This is a genomic window from Streptomyces sp. NRRL B-3229 (assembly GCF_000719505.1).
In the GTDB taxonomy this organism is placed as follows: Bacteria; Actinomycetota; Actinomycetes; order Streptomycetales; family Streptomycetaceae; genus Streptomyces; species Streptomyces griseorubiginosus.
In genome coordinates, this window is sequence record NZ_JOGP01000006.1 from 193,633 (window position 1) to 217,625 (window position 23,993).

General features: G+C 72.3%; 14 protein-coding genes. 4 read left to right on the top strand and 10 right to left on the bottom strand.

The window, feature by feature from the left end:
• Nucleotides 1-263 precede the first annotated feature (263 nt).
• Nucleotides 264-518 (top strand): chorismate mutase, encoded by a 255-nt coding sequence (locus IF54_RS0111150; RefSeq protein ID WP_030317169.1) that lies wholly within the window; start codon nt 264-266, stop codon nt 516-518.
• Between the two features lie 581 nt (nt 519-1,099).
• Here IF54_RS0111150 and IF54_RS0111155 read toward each other — a convergent pair.
• Nucleotides 1,100-2,203 carry a hypothetical protein gene (locus IF54_RS0111155; RefSeq protein ID WP_078851939.1) on the bottom strand — a complete coding sequence of 368 codons (1,104 nt, stop codon included), beginning with the start codon at nt 2,201-2,203 and terminating at the stop codon, nt 1,100-1,102.
• Between the two features lie 211 nt (nt 2,204-2,414).
• Here IF54_RS0111155 and IF54_RS0111160 point away from each other — a divergent pair, with 211 nt between their 5' ends.
• Complete coding sequence (locus tag IF54_RS0111160) at nt 2,415-3,446, top strand: LPXTG cell wall anchor domain-containing protein (RefSeq protein ID WP_030317180.1); 1,032 nt, start codon at nt 2,415-2,417, stop codon at nt 3,444-3,446.
• A gap of 111 nt (nt 3,447-3,557) precedes the next feature.
• On the opposite strand, the gene IF54_RS0111165 is transcribed toward IF54_RS0111160, so the two are convergent.
• The 8 genes from IF54_RS0111165 to IF54_RS0111200 all read right to left on the bottom strand — a co-directional run bounded on the left by IF54_RS0111165 (nt 3,558) and on the right by IF54_RS0111200 (nt 19,163).
• Nucleotides 3,558-5,339 carry a GMC family oxidoreductase N-terminal domain-containing protein gene (locus IF54_RS0111165; RefSeq protein WP_030317182.1) on the bottom strand — a complete coding sequence of 594 codons (1,782 nt, stop codon included), beginning with the start codon at nt 5,337-5,339 and terminating at the stop codon, nt 3,558-3,560.
• A 40-nt stretch (nt 5,340-5,379) separates the two neighbouring features.
• Nucleotides 5,380-6,993 (bottom strand): succinic semialdehyde dehydrogenase, encoded by a 1,614-nt coding sequence (locus IF54_RS0111170; RefSeq protein WP_030317184.1) that lies wholly within the window; start codon nt 6,991-6,993, stop codon nt 5,380-5,382.
• 137 nt (nt 6,994-7,130) lie between these two features.
• A complete protein-coding gene (locus tag IF54_RS0111175) occupies nt 7,131-8,213 on the bottom strand; it encodes a protein kinase domain-containing protein (RefSeq protein WP_030317186.1) in 1,083 nt (360 codons plus the stop codon).
• A 46-nt stretch (nt 8,214-8,259) separates the two neighbouring features.
• A complete protein-coding gene (locus IF54_RS0111180) occupies nt 8,260-9,831 on the bottom strand; it encodes a serine/threonine-protein kinase (protein WP_030317187.1) in 1,572 nt (523 codons plus the stop codon).
• 91 nt (nt 9,832-9,922) lie between these two features.
• The gene (locus IF54_RS0111185) at nt 9,923-11,629 is read right to left on the bottom strand and encodes a serine/threonine-protein kinase (RefSeq protein WP_030317190.1); all 1,707 of its coding nucleotides are present in this window, start codon (nt 11,627-11,629) and stop codon (nt 9,923-9,925) included.
• 370 nt (nt 11,630-11,999) lie between these two features.
• Nucleotides 12,000-13,688: a serine/threonine-protein kinase gene (locus IF54_RS0111190; protein ID WP_030317192.1), complete on the bottom strand. Its 1,689-nt coding sequence runs from the start codon at nt 13,686-13,688 to the stop codon at nt 12,000-12,002.
• A gap of 216 nt (nt 13,689-13,904) precedes the next feature.
• Complete coding sequence (locus tag IF54_RS0111195; protein WP_030317193.1) at nt 13,905-16,763, bottom strand: protein kinase; 2,859 nt, start codon at nt 16,761-16,763, stop codon at nt 13,905-13,907.
• Between the two features lie 174 nt (nt 16,764-16,937).
• Nucleotides 16,938-19,163 carry a serine/threonine-protein kinase gene (locus IF54_RS0111200; RefSeq protein ID WP_030317196.1) on the bottom strand — a complete coding sequence of 742 codons (2,226 nt, stop codon included), beginning with the start codon at nt 19,161-19,163 and terminating at the stop codon, nt 16,938-16,940.
• A 290-nt stretch (nt 19,164-19,453) separates the two neighbouring features.
• Between IF54_RS0111200 and IF54_RS0111205 the strand changes: the two genes are divergently transcribed.
• Complete coding sequence (locus IF54_RS0111205; RefSeq protein ID WP_030317198.1) at nt 19,454-20,500, top strand: serine hydrolase domain-containing protein; 1,047 nt, start codon at nt 19,454-19,456, stop codon at nt 20,498-20,500.
• Nucleotides 20,501-20,677: 177 nt separating this feature from the next.
• Here IF54_RS0111205 and IF54_RS0111210 read toward each other — a convergent pair whose 3' ends face one another.
• Nucleotides 20,678-22,384 (bottom strand): glycerol-3-phosphate dehydrogenase/oxidase, encoded by a 1,707-nt coding sequence (locus IF54_RS0111210; RefSeq protein WP_030317201.1) that lies wholly within the window; start codon nt 22,382-22,384, stop codon nt 20,678-20,680.
• Nucleotides 22,385-22,668: 284 nt separating this feature from the next.
• Here IF54_RS0111210 and IF54_RS0111215 point away from each other — a divergent pair, with 284 nt between their 5' ends.
• Entirely contained in the window at nt 22,669-23,874 is a 1,206-nt protein-coding gene (locus tag IF54_RS0111215) for a nucleotide sugar dehydrogenase (RefSeq protein WP_030317203.1), read from the top strand.
• Nucleotides 23,875-23,993 lie beyond the last annotated feature (119 nt).

The window sequence follows — 23,993 nt, forward strand, 5'->3', positions numbered from 1 at the left end:
ACCCGCGGGCCCCGACCGGGGCCGAGCCCGGTCTCAGGATGCGAACCGGGTTGGACGGCGCCGCGGGGCCCTGCATACTGCTCCCATGCTCACGCAGACGACCTACCTGTTTACCTATGGCACCCGGCCCGCCGGCTGCCATGGTCGTGCTGCTTGAGCAACTGACAAGCGACTTCCCAGGCGCCCCGGGCCGACAAGGTCCGGGGCGCCCGTGTTTTCCGGACCTTGCCGCTCCGGGGCATCCACCCCACCAGGAGCCCTACGTGACCACCACACCGGAAGCGACCATCGCAGACGCCCGTGAGCGCATCGACGCGCTCGACGACCGGATCATCGGTCTCATCCAGGAACGGATGGCCGTCTCCGCCGTCGTTCAGCAGACCCGCATCGCCTCGGGCGGACGGCGGGTCCACCTCGCGCGCGAGATGGAGATCCTCGGCCGCTACCGGGACGCCCTGGGCAAGCCCGGCACCGGCCTCGCGATGACGCTCCTCGAACTGTGCAGGGGTCGCATCTGAGTTCGGGCACCGCCTCACCCGTACGGCGCGTGACCGCCGCGCCCACCGGCTCGTTGGTGGTGGTGTCCGTGCCAGCCAGGGGCGGGCCCGACAGAACCACGCGTGGCTCGCTGGAGCGATGAGACGCACGGAACGTGCCGTGCGTCGTGGGACCTCGCTCCAGTAGTGACCGGACGGCAGGGGACAGCAGCCCGGTCACCCAAGAGAACGGCCGGCTCCGGGGACGCCCGGGGCCGGCCGGCGGGACAAGTACCGGCACCAGGCTGGGTCAAACGGTTGCGGAGGCCGCGCCCATCCAGCACGATGCCTAGAAAGCCCCCAAGTCCCTCCGCAGACAACCGTATTCGTCTTGTCTCGCCGCATTGCCAGAGGTCATTGGCAGAGGTCCCAGAGGTCATTGCCAGAGGTCCAGACCAAGGGGCGGCGAGTACGACGGCGCGAAGAGCAGGCGGCGCAACCCCCCGGCGCCGCTCCCCGGCACCGGCGCTGCCCTGACGTCGGTGCTGACGAAAGAAGGGCCCCGCGGTTCCGCCCCGCGGGGCCCTTCGCTTGCGCAGGCTCACCGGACTCGCACAGGCCGGCTAGACCCGGGACGCCGTCCCGCAGTCCTTGATCCGGCCGATGTCCTCGCTGCGGTCGTAGGGGTCCCGCGTCGGACCCGTGGGGGCCGGCCCGCTGGGCTCCGCCGTGGTGGGGAACTCCGGGTGCAGGAAACCGTCGTGGACGTCACAGGTCGTGTTGCCGGCGCTCTCGTCGTAGCGCAGGACATTGAGCTTGCCCGGCGTGACCTGGTACTTCGCCGGGTCGGGCAGTTCGACGTCGAGGACGCGGCGGACGATGGTACGGGTCACCTCGGTGGTGCCGTCGGTGCGGACGACCGGGTAGACGAAGGTGTAGTCGGCGTGCACGGCCACCGAGGCGTGCTCGCCCGCCCTGAACGTCATCCGGCCCCGCAGCTTGACCACGTCACCGACCAGCCGGACCTGGGAGGGGTCGAAGCGGCTGAACATCGACAGCGGGTCGTGGTCCTTGTCCGGCTTGCTCAGGCCGGCGTTCAGGCGCTTGAGGACGTCGCCCTGCTTGGGGTCCAGCAGCGCGAGCGCCGCGGCGGGCCGTTCACCGCGCAGCGTGCCCGGAGCGAGGTTGGACTCGACCAGCAGCTTCTTGGTCAGCTCCAGGGCCTGGCCGACCTTGGCCGCGGACTGGCCGGAGACGGCCTTCGCCTTCGGTACGACGATCCCGGACTCGCCGTCGGCCCACCGCTTGGCCGGCGAACCGGCGAACGGGTCGTCGAGGGTGGGGATCTCGGGGTCCACGGCAGCCGGGGCCGTGGTCGGGGCGGCCGTCTCCTGGGGCAGCGGGGAGGCGGCGGACTCCGCTGAGCTTTTGCCGCCGAAGAGGTCGCCCGGTATCAGCGACGGCTTCACCGCGACGACGGCCACCACGACCGCGACGGCGATCCCGAGGACGCCCCACAGGCCCCGCCGGCTCTTCTTCCGCTGCCAGGCCGGACCAGTGCGCCAGCCCTCCGGCAGCTCTCCGCGCGCTTCCTGTCGCCGCAGCCGCTCGGCCACCTCACGGGCCCGCGCGGAGGGTTCCTTGGGGGCGGTGTCTCGGATGTCCCGTTCGGTGTCACGAACGAATCGTTCCCAGACGTCGTCCGGAATCTTGGGGTCTTCTGCCACGTGGGTCAGTTGTAGGGCCTTGGAAAGCGTGTTCACAAGAAGAACTGGTATGTGACTCAGCACACATAAGTTTTCTGTGAATGGCCGCACAACCTTTCACAGTTGGCGTGGATCAAACCTCACGAACCACGGGCCCCACCCGCGCCCCACACGCGGAGGCCTCCTGATGTGTGGTGCGCGCAGCGCGGCACACCTGACTCCTGAGGTCTTCATGAAGCTTCGTCGTGCATGTGCCGCCGCGGCCGCGACCGCCGCGATAGCGCCGCTGGCGCTGTTCGCCGCGCCGAGCGCCTTCGCGGACGAGACCCCCACGCCGACCGCGGCCGAGAGCACGCCCGCCGCCGACGCCACCCCGGCCGACGCCACGAGCACCCCGGCGGACCCGGCCACGACCCCGGCGGACCCGACGACCACCACCACCGCCACCGGAACCCCGACCACGGGCGCGTCCGGCTCGGCCACCGCCAGCAGCAGCCCCTCGACGAGCCCCACCGGCTCGGCCTCCGCCACCAGCAGCCCCTCCCCGAGCGAGAGCGGCGAGCCCGGCGACCAGTGCGAGATCGACGAGGACAGCGGCCCGGTCTTCGAGGACAGCGACGTGCTGCACAGCTCGCTGACCGGTCTGCCCGAGTCCGTCGTGGCGGGCAGCGGCTGGACGAACTTCAAGTTCAACGTCAGCAACTCCGGCGACGACACCATCAAGGACATCCAGCCGATCGTCGCCGTCGGCGCGGTCGACTGGAACTTCGACGAGGACTACAGCGACCTGATCACCGTCCAGGTGAAGCAGGGCGGTTCCTGGGTCGACGTGGCCACGCAGTTCGGCGAGGGCGGCTCCTTCAACTCCTTCAGCCTGGACGGCGGCGACTCCGTCAGCTACCAGCTGCGGGTGAAGGTCGACCGTGAGGTCCCGAGCGCGATCGGCATCGCCATCGGCCTCGCCGAGTACTCCGACGAACAGGGCTGCTGGGTCTCCCAGGACGACAACTACGGCATCTACTACTTCGAGGTCCTGCCGGCCGGTTCCGACGCCGGCAAGCCGGGCGACGCCAAGCCGCAGACCGGCGGCAAGAGCGCCATCAAGGACGTCAACGGCGTCGACGTGGACGGTCAGCTCGCCGAGACCGGTTCCAGCTCGGCCCTTCCGGTCATCGGCCTCGTCGGCGGGTTCGCCGTCGTCGCCGGTACCGGTGTCGTCTTCGCGATGAAGCGGCGCAAGGGCGTGAACGGCGCCCACGCCTGAGTCGTAGGGCCGCAAACGCCGTAAATACAGCTTGACGCAAGAAAAAGAGAAAAAGAGAAGGACCTGCGCTCGGAGGGGGGCGCAGGTCCTTCTCTTTGGCGTCTTCCGGCTCTACGGCTTCTTCGGCACCGCCGGTATCCCCAGGAACGGCAGCCTCAGCGCGCCGAAGGCCTCCGCCGGGACCGCCGGTGACCTGGGCTCGACGGGGTGGAGTCGCTCGTAGGCCTCGCCCTGGGCCGGACGGGGGTCCGGCTCGCCCTTGTTGGGCCAGTACGACATCGCCCGCTCGGCCTGCGCGGTGATCGTCAGCGAGGGGTTCACGCCGAGGTTCGCGGAGACCGCGGCGCCGTCGACGACCGAGATCCCGGGGTGGCCGTAGAGCCGGTGGTACGGGTCGATGACACCGGTCTCGCGGGAGGAGCCGATGGGGCAGCCGCCGAGGAAGTGGGCGGTGAGCGGGGTGCCCATGAGCTCGCCGACGTTGGAGCCGGCGAAGCCGTTGATGTCGGCGGCGACGGCGGACGCGGCCTGTGAAGCGGCCCTGATCTGCTTGGGGTTGGGGGCGCCGTGGCCCTGGCGGGCGGTGAGCAGGCCCTTGCCGACGCCGTCCGGTTTCAGGTACGTCGTCAGGGAGTTGTCCAGCGACTGCATGACCAGGCCGATGATGGTCCGCTCCGACCAGCGGCGGTTGGAGAGGGAGCGAAGGACCAGGAGGGGGTGCCGGGCGGCGTTCGCCAGCCAGGCCGCCACCCTCGACGAGCCCTCCGCGTAGGGCACTTGGAGGATCGAGAGGCCGCCCATCGAGTTGGAGCCCTTGCCGTAGCGGACCGGCTCGATGTGGGTGTTCTCGTCCGGGTGGATGGAGGACGTGATGGCGACGCCCTGGGTGAAGTCGACCTTGGGGGTGCCGGTGGCCTTGCGGTAGCGGCGGTTGTCGGTCTGGGCGCCGACCAGGGCCTCGGAGTTGGTGCGGGTGAGCTCGCCCAACTTGTCCGAGATGTACGGCAGTTGGCCGCCGGCCTTCATGCGGTGCAGCAGGGTCTGGGTGCCGTAGGTGCCGGCGGCGATGACGACCTGGCGGGCCTTGAAGGTGCGGCCCCGCGAGGACTTGCGGCGGTCGTCGGTGGGCAGGGTCGCGACCGCGTAGCCGCCCTGGGAGTCGTCGGTGACCGAGACGACGGTGGTGAGGGGGTGGACGACCGCGCCGGCCTTCTCGGCGAGGTGGAGGTAGTTCTCGTTCAGGGTGTTCTTGGCGCCGTGCCGGCAGCCGGTCATGCACTCGCCGCACTCGGTGCAGGCCCGGCGGGAGGGGCCGGCCCCGCCGAAGTAGGGGTCCGCGACCTGCTCGCCGGGAGCCGCCTTGCTCTTGCCCTCCGCGTCCTCGCCGTCGCCGAAGAAGACGCCGACCGGGGCCATGTGGAAGGTGTCGCCGACGCCCATCCGCTCGGCGGCCGCCTTGAGGTGGACGTCGGAGGGGGTCATCGTCGGATTGAGCCGGACGCCGAGCATGCGGCGGGCCTGGTCGTAGTACGGCTCCAACTCCTCCTGCCAGTCGGTGATGTCACGCCACTGGGGGTCCTCGAAGAAGGGCTTCGGGGGGACGTAGAGGGTGTTGGCGTAGTTCAGCGAGCCGCCGCCGACGCCGGCGCCCGCGAGGACCATGACGTTGCCGAGCAGGTGGATGCGCTGGATGCCGTACAGGCCGAGCTTCGGGGCCCAGAGGTAGTTCTTCAGGTCCCAGGAGTTCTTGGGCAGGGTCTCGCGGGTGAAGCGGCGGCCGGCTTCCAGGACGCCTACGCGGTAGCCCTTCTCGGTGAGACGCAGCGCGGTGACGCTGCCGCCGAAGCCGGAGCCGACGACGATGACGTCGTAGTCGTAGGTGTCCTGGGGCACGTGCTCTCCTCGTTGAGAACGTCGTCTGGAGCGGGCGTTCCTACTTGAACCGGAACGCCTTCATGAGTCGCAGGCTGCGGCTCATGAACTGGGCGTACTTCTCGTCGTCCATGCCCAGCGAGGGCGCCATCGGCAGGAGCCGCTGCTGGGCGATCGTCTGGGCCTCGGTGTACTTGAGGATGCCCTCGGAGCCGTGCCGGCGGCCGAGGCCGGAGTCCTTCATGCCGCCCATCGGGGACTGGACGCTGCCGTAGGCGGAGGCGTAGCCCTCGTTGACGTTGACCGTGCCGGCGCGCACCCGGGAGGCGACCTCGCGGCCCCGCTTGCCGTCCTTCGTCCACACCGAGGAATTCAGGCCGTACGGCGTGGAGTTGGCGAGCTCGATCGCCTCGTCCTCGCTCTTGAAACGGTAGATGGAGACGACCGGCCCGAAGGTCTCCTCGGCGCACACGGCCATCGGCTCGGTGACGCCGTCGAGGATGGTCGGCTCGTAGAAGTACGGGCCGATGTCCGGGCGGGCGACGCCACCGGCGACGAGCTTGGCGCCCTTCTCGACGGCCTCGTCCACGTGCCGGGTGACGGTCTCCAGTTGCCGCTCCCCCACCAGGGAGCCCATGTCGGCGCCGTAGGCGAGGGACGTGCCGAGGCGCATGGCCTTGGTGCGGGCGGCGAAGCGCTCGACGAACGCGTCGGCGATCGACTCGTGGACGTACAACCGCTCGATGGAGATGCAGAGTTGGCCCGCGGAGGAGAAGCAGGCGCGGACGGCACCGGCGGCGGCCTTCTCGACGTCGGCGTCCTCGAGGACCAGCATGGCGTTCTTGCCGCCGAGTTCGAGGGAGACGCCGACCAGCCGGGCGGCGGCGCCCTGGGCGACCTCGCGGCCGGTGCGGGTGGAGCCGGTGAAGGAGACGTAGTCGGCGTGCCGGACCACCTCGGGGCCGACCACGGGGCCCTCGCCGAGGACGACCTGGAAGACGTCGGCCGGCAGCCCGGCCTCGATCAGCAGATCCCGTGCCCACAGGGCGGTCAGGCAGGTCTCGGTGTCCGGCTTCATCACGACCGCGTTGCCCGCGGCGAAGGCGGGGAGCGCGTCACCGACGGACAGTTCGAGCGGGTAGTTCCAGGGGGCGATCTGGCCGACGACCCCGCGCGCGTGACGCAGTTCGGTGACCTTGGTGAGGGTGGGCACGGCTCCCGCGTGCCGCTTGGGCCTGAGGTAGGCGGGCGCCTTGCGGCCGTAGTGCCGGGCCGCGACCGCGACGGCCTGCACCTCCTCGTGGGCGTGCAGACGGGCCTTGCCGGTCTCCAGCTGGATGAGGTCGAGGACCTCGGCCTGGCGCTCCAGGACCAGGTCGTGGAAGCGGAGCAGGACGGCGGCGCGCTGCCGCACCGGGGTCCGCTCCCACACCGGCTGCGCCGCGCGGGCCGCCTCGTAGGCCTTCCGTACGTCCTCGGGGGTGGACTCGGGCAGGTCGGCCAGCTTCTCACCGGTGAACGGCGTGTGGTTCGCGGTACGGCGGGAACCGACGACACCCTTGGTGAGCTGGGCGACCAGCTCCGGGGTGACCACGTCGGCCGCGGTACGGGCGCCCTCAGGGGCGGGGGCGAGGGGGTTGGTGCCGGTCTTGGCCGGGGCCTGCGCGTCCGTCATGAGCCGCAGGGTATGCGGGACGGGGCGCTTTGGGTACCCGTCGGTAACAGGCGTTCACCGACTGCGCACATGCCGCCAGTGATGACTGGCAGGGAATGCGCTGATCAGGGCGTTGGACGGGCGCCCCGCGGCGACGATCAACCGCGTTCCGGTTTTTTCTGGAGGAGGAGACCGAAGGCGGAGAGAGCGGTGAGCCGGCGCGGCTGCGGGTCGGGGGCGGGGGTGGCCGCCGGTGGGGCGGACGGGTCGTGGCCGTCGGCGCCGGGGGACGCGGCGGGCGCTGTCGTGACGTCCGGGGAGGCGGGGTCCGCGGCCGAGGCTCGCGCACCGGCCGACGTGACGGTCGCGCCGGCGCCCTGGAGCGCGGGATCCGCCGTCGCGGCGGCCACGGGGTGCGCACCGGCGTCCGGCACGGCGGCCCGCTCCCCGGCGTCCGGAGTCTTCGCTTCCACGGCCCACTCCGGTACGGGCGCCCCGGCAACGTCTGCCAGGAGCCGGGCGGCTTCCTCCGCCAGGGGCCGCTGCTCGGGCTCGGGGACGAGGAGTCGCTCCAGCAGGGTGCCCAGCGGACCGGGCCGGGCCTCCGCCACGGCTGCCCGGAGCACCGCCCCCAACGACCACAGGTCGGACGCGGGCCCCGCCCCCGGTCCCGAGGCGCACTCCGGGGCGATGAATCCGGCGGAGGTCTCCCGGCCACCGGCGTACCCGGCACCGCCGCCGATCCCGAAGTCGGTGACGACGACCCGCCCGCTCCCCGCTTCGAGGAGGACGTTGGCGGGCTTGAGGTCCCGGTGGACGATGCCGACCCCGTGCGCGGTGTGGAGCGCGCCGAGGACGGCGAGCCCGATCCGTGCGGCCTCGGCGTCCGGCAGCGGCCCGCGCGCCGCCCGAGCGGCCTCCAGCGACTCGCCCTCCACCAACTCCATGACGATCCAGGGCAGTTCGTCCTCAAGGAGGACGTCGTGAATGGTGACGGCCGACGGATGGTCGACCCAGGCCGCGGCCCGCGCCTCGTGCGGCAGCCGCTGCACGGCCCGCCGCCGCTCCTCGTCCCGCGGATCCCCGGTCAGCCGGGGCTCCTTGACGGCGACGTACCGCTCGTCCTGCTCATCGTGAGCCCGCCACACCGTGCCGCCCGGCCCGGCCCCGATCCGCTCGACGAGCCGGTACCGCGCACCGATCAGGCGTCCGTCGGACGGGAGTTCGCCGTCTTCACTCATGGCACATGAGTACCTTGCGCGTCCCGCCCTTGTCTAAGCGACGGGCTCAGGGCCGGTCCACGCTCAGGTTGGCGATCGCCGTCCTCGCCACCTCACGCCCCCGCGCGGTGAAGTCGCCCCGGCCCGGATAGCCGACGGTGAGCTTGTACATGTCGCCGGCGGTGGTCCGGTAGTAGAAGATCCGGACTTCGCGCGGGCGGGGGTTCTGGCTGTCGGTGGTGTCGTACCTGACGGTGTTCCCGGCGGCCTTGGCGCCCTGGTAGGTCCTGTCCTCGGGCCGGGTCCGCGACGTCTTCGACATGCCGAGCTCGTAGTCGCCGCTCTCCTTGAACCGGCTGTCGTCGTCGTACATCTCGGCCGCCGCGGACCCCGCGATCTCATGCGCGGCGTCCTCGGCCTTCCGGTCCAGGCGCAGGCCGATCCAGATGGCGCCGCTCTCGTCGGCGTACCTGATCCAGTGGTCCTTGTCGGTCTTGCGGTCGGGCGTGGTGGGCCGGTAGCCCGCGGGGACCGCCAGGGTCGCGGCGACGTCCTTGGTGTGCCGCTTGGTCCAGCCGTCCGGGAGCGGTCCCGCGAAGGGGTCCGCGATTACCAGGCAGGCCACCGCCGCGGCCGCGAGGACCGCAGCACCGAGCCCGAGCAGCGTCCTGCGGCCCAGCCGGACGCCGCCACCCGCCGGTACCTCCACGGTCCGCACGATCGGCTCGGGCTCCGGGGCCGGCGGGTTGGCGGTGGCCTCCAGGAGTGCCCTGACCTGTGCGGCGGTGGGCCGGCGCGCCGGGTCCTTCTGGAGGAGGCCGCTGATGGCGTCGGCGAGCGGACCGGGCGCGGCGGCGGGCGGCGCGGGCACGGCGTTGAGGACGGACTGGAGGGTGGCCGGGGTGTTGCTGCGGCGGAACGGCGAGACGCCCTCCGTCGCCGCGTACAGGACCACACCGAGGGACCAGAGGTCGGAGGCGGGCCCGGGGCGCTGGCCCAGCACCCGCTCCGGGGCGATGAACTCGGGCGAGCCGACGAAGCCGCCGGTGTCGGTGAGGCTGGTCTCGCCCTCGATCTGCGCGATGCCGAAGTCGGTGAGCACGACCCGGTCGTGACGGCCGAGGAGGACGTTGTCCGGTTTTACATCCCTGTGCAGAACGCCCGCCGCGTGCGCGGCCTCCAGCGCGCCGAGCACCTGGAGGCCGATTCTCGCCGCTTCCCGCGTCCCGAGGGTGCCCTCCTGCAACACGTCGCCCAGCGAGCGGCCCCGCACCAGCTCCATCACGATCCACGGCCGGCCGTCCACGACCGCCACGTCGTGCACGTTCACGACGGACGGATGGTCGAGCCGGGCCGCGGCACGCGCCTCACGACGCATCCGCTCGAAGGCGTTCCCCTGTTCGCGTTCGGGAAGATGATCGGGCACGCGAGGCTCCTTGACGGCCACCTCGCGGTCCACGGTCTCGTCCTGGGCCCGCCACACCGTGCCCATGCCACCGTGGCCGAGCTTGGCGAGCAGCCGGTAGCGGCCGGCTATGAGCCGCCCCACACCCGGCTCCGAGGGGGCAGGTCTAGGCGGTTGCAGAACATAACTCGTCGTCTCGTCGGACTCGTGGCCGACTCCCCCGCTGCTGCTCATGGGTTCATCCCTATCGCGCCCTGCGCCTCCGCTTCCACAGGGAACGCGATCCGGTCACAGACCCGTGACCCGTGACGCGGCTTATCGCCCGCTATGTCCGGGTGAAGGTGTCCAGTGCGACGTCGAAGTACTCCTTCGCCTCCCGCACCTTCCCGACCGGTGCCGAGACCCACACGTCGTACAGCCGTCCGTTCTCCTCCCAGCACAGGTCGTAGGTGTGCCGGGCGCCCTCGGCCGCGCTGAAGCCGTCCCAGGTGAACTCCCAGAGGGCGGCGGGGTGTCCGCGGTGCGTGACCGAGGTGACCCGGCCGTCCCGGTAACCGGGGTTGGTGTCAGGCCCCTTGGCGGCCGCGCGGCTCATCACGCCCAGGGGGCCGCCGGGTTGGGGCTCGCCGACCTTGATGCCGAGGTGGAAGGTCTCCCCTGGTGACATGTAGAAGACCCGTTGCCCCTGCGGCGCACGGGTGAACCCGTCCGGCACGGCGAGCGCGAACCCGGCGGGGTCGTCTGCGACCCGGTAGCCGGAGGGGGCGGACGGGAGCGTCACCGTGGGCGGCCGGGAGGACGGGCTCGTGGGCGTCTTCGGCGAGCTGCCCACCGGGGTGTGCGGAGTGGTGCCGACGGGTGTGCGCGGCGTGGTGCCGGCCGCTGTCCCGGGCGCCGAACTGCTCGTCGGCGTACGGCCGTCCCCGCCCTGGTGCGTCAGCAGGACCGCCGCCGACGCCCCCGCCCCCGCCAGCGCGGCGACCAGCAGCGCCGCCATGAGCACGGCCCGCCTCGACCGGGCCCGCACCGCCCGGGGCCCACCGTTCGCGGAGGGCACCGGGGACGGCCCCACGGAGGAGAAGTCCTGCCGCTCCTGGGACCGCCGCTCCGAGGAATCCTGATGCTCCCGGGACCGCCGCAACGGCAGGTCGCGCTCGGTCGGTGTGTACGGGCGATCGGGCACCCGGCGGGTCGGGGTGCGGCCCGTCTCCAGGTACACCCGCAGCATCCGCTCCGCCTCCACCGCGTCCAGGCGCAGCTCGGGATCGCGCTCCAGCAGCCCCCGTACGACGGGCAGCAGCGGCGCGGCCTGCGCGGGCGGCCGGATCTCGTCGATGACGACGGCGTGCAGGATGCCGCCCAACGAGTCGCGGCGGAACGGCGATTCACCGCTGAGGGCCGTGCACAGCAGGGCGCCCAGCGACCACAGGTCGGCCTCCGGGCCGGTCCTGGCCCCGGACATCCGCTCCGGCGCGGTGTACTCGGGCGAGCCGACGAAGGAACCGGTCTCGGTGAGCGTGGTGGCGCCGGCGACCTGGGCGATGCCGAAGTCGGTGAGGACGACCCGGCCGGTGTCCGACTCGACGAGGACGTTGGCGGGCTTGATGTCCCGGTGCAGCACCCCGGCCGTGTGCGCGGCGCGCAGCGCGCTCAGCAGGTCGGCGCCGATCCGGGCGGCCTCACCGGCGTCGACCGGGCCGTCGGCGGAGATCCGCTCGGCGAGGGAGCCGCCGTCGATCAACTCCATGACGATGTAGGGCCGTTCGTCCTGCTCGACGACGTCGTGCACCACGATGATGTGCGGGTGACGCAGCCGGGCGACCGCACCCGCCTCACGCAGCGTGCGGTCGCGCTGGAGCCTGGCGTCCTCGGCGGAGAGGCTCTCGTCGAGCGGGATCTCCTTGACGGCGACCTGCCGGCCGAGCAGCTGGTCCGTCGCCCGCCACACCACGCCCATGCCGCCACGGCCGATCCGCGCCTCCAGGCGGTAACGGCTCGCGATCACACGGAAGTCGTCCCCCGGGGTGCTCATGCGTCCCATGATGCCGCGCCGGACGGACCCCTTCCGGGACGCTGACCGGCCAAGCGGGAATCGCTCTCCCGGAGGTGGTCCAGCGCCACGCCGAGCTCGAGCTCACTCGCGCCCAAGAGCGCTCCTTTCCCAGCCATGGCCGGTTTCTGAACGGTTGCAAAGCGTGGCACAACACGAGGACATGGGCCCGGTATTCGACAACCCGGATGTCTGGAATCCTGCTGTCCTGCACAGCGTCATGAATACGGCGGAAATGGTGCGCCTCTCGCCTTCACCACTTACGCGTCGACCACCGACGGACAAACGGTCCAATTCAACGGTCGTGTTCGGCGGAGCCTGTGCACGGAACTCCGCCGAAGTCGTGCTGCTCTCACTGCTGCGCTTCGCCCTCTTGCCAGCTCCGCAGAATCCAGTCGAACTGCTTGCGCGCGGTGGCCCAGTCGACGGTCGGCGAAGACGCGTAGATGGCGTACTCGGTGCCGTCACGTTCCATGAACCCGACGTCGATGGCGTGGTAAGGAGCCGCGAAGTAATGCGGCGGGTCCTTGGCCAGCGCATTCCACGTGTACTCCCAGCGCGCACCGGGCAGGTCGCGGAAGAGCGCCTTCCTGAGGCTCAGCTGCCTGTAGTTCTGGAGCCCTGAGATCTGCGCGTTCAGGTTGCTCATGTGCTCGTACGAGGTGGCGAAGTCCGGGGCGGTGTCGACGGCGACGCGCACGAGGTGTTTGCCCTTGTCGGGCGAGTAGTCGACCTGCGTGAGGCCGTCCTGGTCGATGGAGATGGACCGCTTCCATCCCGGGGGCAGGTAGATGGTGAAGCCCGCCGGATCGTTGTGGCGCTGCCAATCGGCGGGAACCCCTGGCTGGCCGTCCTGGTCGGTCGGCGTGGCGCTCGGAGTCCGCGAGGCGTCGCCGGAGCCGGTGGGGCTGTCCTTACCGAACTGCTGCAACGCGACAAAGGTACTCGCGCCGACGATCGCCGCGAAGGCGACCAGCAGGGCGAACGTGCGCAGGCGCCGCAGCTTCCGCCGCGCGGGCGGGGCCGTGACCGGGGGGTACGACGTGGCCGTGACCGGAGGGTAGGGCGTGCCGGCGCCCGAGGGATAGGGCGTGGTCGAGGAATAGGGCGTGGCAGCGGCCGTCTGCACAGGCCGGGTGCCCGTTCCGGTGCCGGCACCGCCGGTCGTGCCCCCCGTGTCGTACCGCACCGACCCCGTCGGCACGTACGCCTGCGCCGCACCCGGCCGCCGCCCCTCCGCCGCCTCGGCGAGCAGCTGTTCGGCCTCGGCCGCGTCGGGCCGTCCCGCGGGGTCCTTGTTCAGCAGCGCGGCGATGACGGGTGTGAGCGGACCGGCGTCACGCGGCTCGGCGGGGTGCTCGTCCACGACGGCCTGCATGGTGGCCAGCGGGGTCGTACGGCGGAACGGCGAACGGCCCTCGACTGCCGTGTACAGCGTGGCGCCCAGCGCCCACAGGTCGGCGGACGGACCGGGGTCGGCGCCGCGGACCCGCTCGGGGGCGAGGTAGTCGACCGAGCCGACGACCTCTCCGGTGCGGGTGATGGTGGTGTCGCCCTCGATCTGGGCGATCCCGAAGTCGGTGAGCAGGACGCGGCCGTCCTGGGCGAGCAGGACGTTGCCGGGTTTCACATCCCTGTGCAGGACACCGGCGGAGTGCGCGGCGCGCAGGGCCCGCAGCACCCACAGCCCGATCCGGGCGGCCTCGCGCGGCTCCACCCGGCCGTCCTCCTTGACGGCGTCGGCCAGCGAGCGGCCCTCGACCAGCTCCATCACGATCCAGGGCCGGCCGTCGTGGTCCAGCACGTCGTGCACGGTGACGACGGCCGAGTGGTTGATCCGGGCGGCCGCGCGGGCCTCGGCACGGGTGCGGGCGAGCAGGACGGCCTGGTCGCTCTCGGAGACATAGAGCGCGGCGGTCAACTCCTTGATGGCCACGGCCCGGTGCAGCACCTCATCGTGGGCACGCCAAACCCGGCCCATGCCGCCCTTGCCTATCGGGTCGGCGAGCCGGTAACGCCCCGCGAGGAGCAGGCCCTGCATCTGATTCACGTTGCCCCGCAATGCTCTTGACGCAGTCAGACTAAGGACCGGCCCGCGGCGAGGGGAACCAGGGGGGCGTCAAGGAGACCTCACTGTGACGGTTGTCGCTTCCGCGAAGCACGGGTGAACCCGGGGCGCCGCCACGGCGTCCGTCAGCCACCCCGCGGCACCGATTCGGCGTCCGTCAGCCACCAAGCGGCACCGGTACGGCGTCCGTCAGCCGGTCACCTGGTAGGTGGCCGACGCCTGCTCGTACAGCCGGGTCACCTCGTCCCGCTCCGCCTCCGGGCCGCGCACCTGCACCACGTGGTACTTCCCGCCGACCAGCATCGCGAGGTTGCGCACGTACAGCTCGCGCCCGTCGTCGCCGGTCCAGGTGAACTGCCCCTCGGCCATGCTCCTGGTGCCCACCTGGATCGACTTCAGCCCGGTGGCGGTGGCCCAGCTGGAGTCGCGGTAGGGCTGGAGCTCGGGCTCCTTCTCGCGCTGATAGACCATCGGATCGTCGCCGTTCGCCGCCGCGGTGTCCCGCCCGGGTACGACGATGAGCTCGAAGTTGCCCTGGGAGTAGACCACCTGACCGCGGCCGTTCCTCGGGGTGCGGTTCCAGCCGTTGGCCACGGCGACCTTGAAGCCCTCCGGGTCCGTGCGCACGACGAAGCCGTCGGCGACCTCGGGCCCGGCGGTCTGGGTCTCGGCGGCACCGCTGGAGCGCGAAGGCTCCGGAGTGGTCGGCGCGGGTGTGGTCTGCTCAGGCCGGGGCTCGCTGCTCGCGCCCGACGGCTGGGCGGGTCCGGCCTGACTCGTGGAACCCGTCTTGTCCGCGCCCTGGTCGTCGGGATCCGCCTTGGGCATGAAGTACATGGCGTACGCGATCGCCGCTGCCATCACCAGCAGGATCAGCAGCAGCAGATTGCGGCCCAGGCGGCGCGGCGAAGTACCGGCCTCCTCCCGAGCCCGCTTGTGCCGGCCGTGCGCACTGGTCGCGGGCAGGCCGGCCCGCCGCCTGCGCACCAACTCGCCCCGGCGGCGCACGATCGGCAACCGGCTCTTGTCCACGGGCGGCGCGGCCACCACATGGACGCCGGCCTCCGGCTCGGGCGCCGAGCGCACCAGGGACCGCAGCCAGCCGCGCAGTTCCTCGAAGTCCAGGCGCTCGGTGGGGTCCTGCCGCAGCAGCGACTCCACGACCGGCCGCAGCGGCCCGCACTCCTCCGCGAAGGCGGGCGGCTCGGCGCACACCAGCTGCACCAGCTCGGCCGTCGACTCCTCGGGGTAGGGCGCGTGTCCCTGCACGGCCCGGAACAGCAGTGCCCCGAGGGCCCACAGATCGGTCGCGGGCCCGATCGGCGCGGCGAGCTGCCAGTTCTCGTGCACCGGCCCGGCCTGCTCGGGCGCCCACCGCTCGGTGACGGGCCCCACCACAGCCATCCGCGCCTGCCGGGCCCGCTCCGCGGCGAGCGCGGTGGCGGGACCACGGCGGGCGGCGGGAGCCGTGTGGGCGAGGTCGTCCCACCGCGTGGGAGCCGCACCCACGCCTCCCTCGGGCCCAGCCGCAGGCCCACCGGCGTCCACGACACCTCCGGTCACGGGCCCGCCCGTCGGCACGGCACCGAGACCGGGCACCTGCCCCTCGACCGCGCCCGCTGCGCCGCCCCTCACCGTCCCGCTGACCCCACCGCGCGGTACGGCCCCGTGCCAGGAGGCGGGCCGCACACCGTAGGGATCGGCTATCTGCCCCGGTGGCACACTCCCGGGCACATGCTCGATACCGCTCCCGGCGTTCTGCGCGGGCTGCCCGACGCCGTTCCCCGAGGGGTACGGCGTCTGCCCCGGACCGCCCACCGCCGGATACGCCTGTCCGGGACTGCCCACTGCCGGGTATGCCTGTCCCGGGCCCCCGGCAGCCGGGTACGTCAGTTCCTGAGGGTTGCCCCGCGCCGCCGAGAAGTCGCTGTCCGGTGCCGGGCGGGCTCCCGGGAGGGCCGCTCGGCTGTTCTGCGCCTCCTGGACCCGGGCCGCCGCTCGCGCCCCCGCGCGGTACGCGGCGATCGCCCCCGCCCGCGCCGCCCTGATGTCCGTGCCGCCGTCGGGCTCCCGTCGGACCAACGCACCGGCGGAACCGGCGTCGTCGACCGACTCCACCCCGGCGCTCGGGAGCCCCCGCGACTCCCGCGCCTCGATCGCCGCCCGCCGAGCCGCCTCGGGGTCGGGATCGTTCCCGCCGAACCCGCCCGCAGAGACCGGTCCCGGCCCCACTCCCTGCGTGACAGCGCCGATTCCGAAGGCCGCTCCGGATCCGCCCGCCCCGCCGAGCGCCGTGGGCCCGCCGACCGGTCCCTCGCCCACGGCCTGCCCGGGAACCCGGTGCCCGGCCGGCACCCCGTGCCCGCCGGCCCCGGCGTCCTGCGTCCCGGCCCCGAACTCCCCGTCCCCGGAGCCCCATTCACCCGCCTCGACCGGCACCGGGTCATAGCCGCACAGCGCCTCCTCGGCCGCGCCCACCGCGAGGCCGGTCAGCATCACACGGCCGTCGTCGCAGACCAGCACCGTGCGGGCGGTGATGTTGCGGTGCACCCAGCCGTGCGCATGCAGCACCCGCAGCGCCATCAGCACGTCGGAGGCGACCTCGGCAGCCCGGTACGGCGTCAGCGGCTTCTCGGCGAGCAGCGCCGCCAGCGGCCGCGCGGCCACCGACTCGCTCACGATCCACAGCGAACCGCCCTCGGCGAACACGTCGAAGACCTGGTCGAGCCGCGGATGGTCGGGTATCCGCGCGGCGGCCTGCGCCGCCTCGACGGCCCTGCGCACCGCGGGCTCCGTGGGCCGGCGCGTGACGCCCCGCCCAGGGCTCCGCCGCGAGCCCCGGGGATCCCGGGCCGTGAACCCGTCCGGGAGCCCCTCCGCGTCGAGCACCTCCGCCTCGACGACCTCGGGCAACGGAACCTGCCTGACCAGGACTTCCTGCCCGCTGTAGGTGTCGAAGGCGCGCGTCTCGGTGAGTTCGTACTCGTCGGACGGGGGCAGCGGCAGGCGGTAGCGGTCGGCGAGCACCCGACCCGCGTAGTCGTCCACTTTGCCTCCCCCGGCCGCCCGGTTGGTCAATTCCGTTCGCCTTACGGCCCGTTCCGTGCCCGGACCTGGATGCGGACGGTTCGCAAACACTCACGATACGTGCCGGAGGCAACCCGCCAAGAGGGGATTCCAGATCTCAGGGCCCAAACACGGGACCACTCGGCCGACAGCGCCTCACGACTTCGGTTCGAAGGTACGAGCGAGCGTCTGCCATGTGTCCTCGCGCAGCTCAGTGCCCCAGTTCGCGGCTTTCGCCGTGTACATCAGCGCATATCCGAGATGGTCGTTCACGACGAAACCGCGGTCGATCGTCCGGTACTTCGTCCCGTTCTCCACGTAGGTGAACTCCCAGTCGGCCGTGTTCCAGCCGCGGTAGCTCACCTTCGCTATACGGATCTTCGTGTACTGCGCGCGGACCATGCTCCGCTCCTGGTTCTCCCAGTCCGCCACCGGGTCACCCTTCGGCGTGCTGGTCCAGGCGACGAGCAGCTTCTGCCCGTCGGGCCCGGTGAAGCGGTCACCCGCGGAGCCGGAGGTCTGGAAGCTCCAGCCCTCCGGCAGACCTATCGAGTAGCCCTGGCTTCCCTTGTACGTCTTGGCGACCGCGCTGTCCCCGGAGGAGTCGCCCGAACCCGAGGACCCGGCCGAACTCCGGCCGCTCTCCTCGGTGCTGGGCGTGTTCGCGCCGCCCGCACCGGTGTCCGAGGAGGGGGACCCGGTGGTGGCACCGTCGGTCTTGGTGCCCCCGCTCTTGTCCTCCTTGGTGTCGGCGCTTCCGCCCGCGCTGGCCGTCGCCTTGGTGCCGCCCCCCTTGGCTCCGTCGGTGCCTTCGTCCCCGCCGCCGAGCGTGAGGGCCAGGACGATGCCGAGGATCGCGAGCAGGACGACCACCGCGATGATCACCAGCGTGCGCCGCGGCACCACGTCGGTCAGCGGCGCCCTGGGCACCGGCCTCGGGGCCAGGCCGTCCGGTGGCGTCATCACGGGCCACCCCGAACTACGCCCGTCCGAGACCGCGTTGGCCTGCTGCGTCTGCCCGTCCCGCACCCCGGCAGCGCCACCGGCCGTGGACCCCGAGGACGCGGCAGCGGAGACCGGAGCGTCCTTGGCCGGCGTCGAGGGCTTGGCCGAGGGAGAGGACTTGACCGGCGCGGACGCCGCAGAGGCAGCCGGAGCCGCCGCGGTGGGCTCGGAAGCCTGAGCGGGCACCTTCCCCCCGGCCGAAGCGGACGCACCCGAAGCGGACTTGCCGGAAGCCGACGCACCGGAAGCGGACCCACCCGACCCCGAAGCGCCGGACCCCGCCGCCCGAGACCCCGCCGAGCCCGAACCGGCGGCCCCGGAGCCCGCCGTGCCCGAAGCCGCCGTACCGCCACCGGACTTGGTCCGTGACGCGGCCGCGGACGTCGCCGCCGCCCCGGCGGCCTTGCGCATGGAACGCAGCGCCCCGCGCAGCCGCTCCCCGCCCGCTCGCTCCTCCGGCTGGGCCGGCAGCGGCACCACCCGGGTCGCGTCCGACGGCGGCTCCGGCTCGGCCTCCTTCGGCTCGGGCCCGTGGATCACCGCGGTGAGCATGGCCCGGGCACGGCTGTCGTCGAGGCGCTGGGCGGGGTCCTTGCTGAGCAGGCCGTAGATGACGTCCCTGAGCGGTCCCGCGTTCTTCGGCTCCTCCAACGGCTCGGTCATCACCGCCGTGAGCGTCGCGATCGCGGAGCCCTTGTCGTACGGCGGGGCACCCTCGACCGCCGCGTACAGCAGCCCGCCGAGCGACCACAGGTCGGCCGCGGGGCCCGGCTTGTGCCCGCGGGCCCGCTCCGGGGAGATGTAGGAGGGGGCGCCGACGAGCATGCCGGTGGAGGTGATGGACGGGTCGCCCTCGACCTGGGCGATGCCGAAGTCGGTGAGCACGACCCGGCCGTCCTCGGAGATCAGCACGTTGGACGGCTTCACGTCACGGTGCAGGATGCCCTCGCGGTGCGCGGACCTGAGCACGTCGAGGATCGCGAGGCCCACCTCCGCCGCGCGCTTCGGCTCCAGCAGGCCGTCCTCCCGGATGACCTCGGCGAGCGACTTGCCCTCGACGAGCTCCATCACGATCCAGGGCCGGTCGTCCTCGTCGACCACGTCGTACACGGTCACCGCGCTGGTGTTGCGGATCCGCGCGATCGCCTTGGCCTCGCGCAGGGTGCGGGTGATCAGCCGGCGCTTCTCGTCCTCGTCGATGCTGGCCGGGAACCGCAGTTCCTTGACGGCCACCGTCCTGCCCAGGGTCTCGTCCTCGGCACGCCACACCGTGCCCATGCCTCCGCGGCCGAGCACTCCTCCCAGCCGGTACCGCCCGGCGAGGAGACGCTCGCTCTCGTTCTGCCGGGATGTTCCCGCCCGCTCCGCGTCCGACATGCGTCCCCTCATGAACCCGCCCTGACAGAGCCTCCATTGTCCCTCACCCGACAAGTGCCCGATGCCGTGGGGGTGGCTGGGCCGCGTGGGACGGTCCCCCGCCGACCGACGTCCCGCCGACACCGTTCCCCACCTCGGCGCATATGCCGGGCGCACGCGCTCTGTCCAGGTGTCCGGCGCCACCCACCCGACGCACGTCACCGCGTCGCTCTTCCCAAGTCCCCCCTTTCCCCTCCGCGAGTCCTCCCTCGGCGGCCTGCATGATGGGCCGCGACAAGGGAGGATCACCGATGGCACCGCTGCGGGCGACGACGGCCACCCTCGTGTGCCTCGTGCTGTTCCTCCTCGCGCCGACCGCCCTGTCGGCACCACTGGGCCCGTCCGCGGAGACCGTGCTCCCGCTGCTGGTCGCCCAGGGCCACGCCCCTGCCGCGGCCCTGCTCGCCGAGGAGGGCACCCGAACCCGCTACGCGTCCGCCGGTACCGGCATCGCCCGCGCCGACCACTTCCGCGCCGGCAGCATCACCAAGACCTTCCTCGCGGTGCTCGCCCTCCAACTCGCCGCCGAACACCGGCTGAAGCTGTCCGACACCGTGGAGCAGCACCTGCCGGGGCTGCTGCGTGGAGCGCACGGCAACGACGGCCGCACCCTGACCCTGCGCCACCTGCTCACCCACACCAGCGGTCTGCACGACTTCACCTCGGACACCGGGGGCCTGGTCCCCCTCAGCCCTCGTCAGGCCGTCCGCCTCGCCCTCACCCACCCCTCGCCCGGACCGGGCCACTACTCCTACTCCAACACCAACTACGTGGTCCTCGGCCTGGTGATCGAGCAGGTCACCGGCCGCTCCTACGCCGCCGAGGCCGAGCGGCGCATCCTCGCTCCCCTGCGTCTGACGGGCACCTCCTTCCCTGGCTCACGCACCTCTCTGCCCTCCCCGCACGGCCGCGCCTACACGACCGACGGCGCCGACGTCACCTCGCTCGACCCGCGGGTGGCCGGGGCCGCGGGCGAGCTGGTGACCACGCTCGCCGACCTGGACCGCTTCTACGCGGCGCTGCTCGGCGGCCGGCTGCTGTCCCCGTACTGGCTGCACGAGATGACCGACACCCGCGCCGCACACGGCCTGTACGGCATGGGGCTGTTCCCGGTGAAGCTGCCGTGCGGCACGACGGTGTGGGGGCACAACGGCCGCATCACCGGCAGCTACGTGCGCACCGCAGCCACGGTCGGCGGCCGCCGCGTCCTCACCTTCCGCGTGAACACGACGTCGATGGCAGACCCCGACCTCGAACCGGCCCTGCTCACCGCCGAGTTCTGCCCCCGCACCTCGTAGAACGACCGGGTTCCGAACGAAGATCCCGGCTCACGACACTCGTTCGAGTGAAGTGGGCCGGCTCCCTTCCGCCGGACTGCAACGGCACGATGTCCGGCGCACGTCCGCCGGATCGCAACGGCACTCCGCCGGACCGCAACGGCACGTCCGCCGGAGTGCCACGGCCCGCCCGCCGGACTACAACGGCACGATGTCCGGCGCCCCCAAGCGCGCCGCGTCCGCGGTCAGGTCGTCCGGCTGCCGCTGCGACTCCCGCTCGGCCTCCACCCGCTTCTCGTAGTGCTCGACCTCGCGCTCGATCTGGTCCTTGTCCCAGCCCAGCACCGGCGCCATCAGCTCGGCGGCCTCCCGGGCGGAGCGCACGCCCCGGTCGAAGGTCTCGATGGAGATGCGGGTGCGCCGGGTCAGCACGTCGTCCAGGTGCCGCGCGCCCTCGTGGGAGGCGGCGTACACGATCTCGGCGCGCAGGTAGTCGTCGGCAGCGTGCAGCGGTTCGCCCAGCGAGGCGTCCGCGGCGATGAGTTCGAGAACTTCCTCCGCGAGGGAGCCGTACCGATTCAGCAGATGCTCCACGCGGACCACATGGAGTCCGGTCCGGGCCGCGATCCGCGCCCGCCCGTTCCACAGCGCCCGGTACCCCTCCGCGCCCAGCAGAGGCACGTCCTCCGTGACGCACTCGGCGACCCGCGCGTCCAGCCCGTGCACGGCCTCGTCGACGGCGTCCTTGGCCATCACCCGGTAGGTCGTGTACTTGCCGCCCGCCACCACGACGAGTCCCGGCACCGGATGGGCCACGGTGTGCTCGCGAGAGAGCTTGCTGGTGGCGTCCGACTCCCCGGCGAGCAGCGGACGCAGGCCCGCGTAGACGCCCTGGACGTCGTCCCGGGTCAGCGGGACCGCGAGCACCGAGTTCACATGCTCCAGCAGGTAGTCGATGTCCGCGCTGGAGGCCGCCGGGTGGGCCTTGTCGAGGTCCCAGTCGGTGTCGGTGGTGCCGATGATCCAGTGCCGGCCCCAGGGGATGACGAACAGCACGGACTTCTCGGTGCGCAGGATCAGCCCGGTCGTGGAGTGGATGCGGTCCTTGGGCACGACGAGGTGGATGCCCTTTGAGGCACGGACGTGGAACTGCCCGCGTTCGCCGACCATGGCCTGGGTGTCGTCGGTCCACACCCCCGTCGCGTTGACGACCTGCTTGGCGCGGATCTCGTACTCCCCGCCCGCCTCGACGTCCTGCACCCGGGCCCCGACCACCCGCTCGCCCTCGCGCAGGAACCCGGTCACCCGCGCGCGGTTGGCGGTCCTGGCGCCGTAGGCGGTCGCGGTGCGCACGAGGGTGGCCACGAAACGGGCGTCGTCCATCTGGGCGTCGTAGTACTGAAGTGCCCCGACCAGCGCGTCCTTCCGCAACGCGGGTGCCACGCGCAGGGCGTGACGGTGGCTCAGGTGCCGGTGCGCGGGCAGCCCGCGACCATGCCCGCGGGCCATCGACATCGCGTCGTAGAGCGCGACGCCGGACCCGGCGTACCACCGCTCCCAGCCCTTGTGCTGCAAGGGGTACAGGAAGGGCACCGGCTTCACGAGGTGCGGGGCGAGCCGCTCCAGGAGCAGGCCGCGCTCCTTCAGCGCCTCGCGCACGAGGGCGAAGTCGAGCATCTCCAGATAGCGCAGGCCGCCGTGGACCAGCTTGCTGGAGCGGCTGGAGGTTCCGGACGCCCAGTCACGCGCCTCGACCAGGCCCACGGACAGGCCCCGGGTCACCGCGTCGAGCGCGGTGCCCGCTCCGACCACTCCGCCACCCACCACCAGCACGTCCAGTTCGCGCTCGGCCATCGATGCGAGTGACTCGGCGCGCTGCGCCGGTCCCAGTGTCGCTGTCCTCACCACTGCCTCCCGCTGTCGGTCACGCCGGTCTCACACGTGTCCCACCCCTGTCGAGTCTGACCGGCCCGCCCGACTTCAGCCACCAGTCGCCCCCAGCCTGTGGACAACTTTCACTGGCGCGTACCCCGAAGGCCACCTGCGCTCACCGCCGACCGGAAAGACACACGGAACCAATCCCGTATTTCGGTCATATTTACTCCTAGTCTGACATTGCGCTCGCTCATCCAGTCCACCGGGCTTGCGCACCTGTCCCGCTTCGGTTACTGGGAAGGACGGCCCCCGCCATGCCCGCAGATCTCGCCGTGATCGGCCTCGGCCCCTACGGACTGCCCCTGGCCCAGGCCGCCGTCGCCGCCGGCATCGCCACGGTCGGCTACCGCACGGGCCCCGAACCCGGCTCCCTCAGCCCCGCCGAACTGCGCCGGATGCTCTCGGGGGGCTTCCGGACGGCCGCGGGCCCCGCCGAACTCGGCCGGGTCCGTACGGCGGTCATCTGCGCACCCACCCCGGCAGGGCCGGACGGCGGCCTGGACCTGAGCCAGGTCGAGACGGCAGCCCGCACCCTGGCCACGCACCTGCGCCCGCACACCACGGTGATCCTGGAGTCCCCGGTGCCCCCCGGCACCACGGAGGATCTCCTGCGCCCCATCCTCGAAGAGGGCTCGCGCCTGCGCGCGGGCCGCGACTTCCACCTCGCCTACTCGCCCACCCGCGTGGACCCCGGCAACCGCGACTTCACGCCCGCCAACACCCCCAAGGTGATCGGCGGCCTCACCCCGGCGTGCACCGAGTCGGCGGCCGCCTTCTACTCGCGCCTCACCGACAAGGTGGTACGCGCGCGTGGCCCGCGCGAGGCGGAGACGGTCCAGCTCCTGGAGACCAACTACCGCCACGTCAACATCGCCCTCGTCAACGAGATGGCCGTCCTCTGCCACGACCTCGGCGTCGACCTGTGGGACGTCATCCGCTGCGCCGAGACCAAGCCGTTCGGCTTCCAGGCGTTCCGTCCGGGGCCGGGCGTCGGCGGCCACGCGATCCCCCGCGACCTCAGCAGGGCCGGCCGCTCCCTGCGCATGGTCGAACTCGCCCGGCAGGTCAACGACCAGATGCCGCGTTACGTCGTCCAGCGCGCCGCGGCCCTCCTCAACGAGCACGGCAAGTCGGCCCGCGCGGCCCGGATCCTGCTGCTCGGTGTCACGTACAAGCCCGACCTCGCCGACCAGCAGGCCACCCCGGCCCAGGAGGTCGCCGTACGCCTGATGGAGCTCGGCGCGTCCGTCAGCTACCACGATCCCCACGTCCCGTCCTGGAGCGTCCTGGACCGCCCGGTCCCCCGCGCGGATTCCCTCTACGAGGCGGCGGCCGACGCGGACCTGACGATCCTGCTCCAGCAGCACCGCACGTACGACCTCCAGGGACTGTCGGTGAAGGCCCAGCTCCTGCTGGACACGCGCGGGGCCACGCCGACGGGGGCGGCGCACCGCCTCTGACGTCAAAACGCAGGTGGCTGTGTCGGACCCACCTGTTAACCTCCCCTCACTCGTCGCACAGTTGTGCGCACACATCTCTGCTTCACCATTCCGCTCGTTCTGTCCCGTGGGGGGATTTC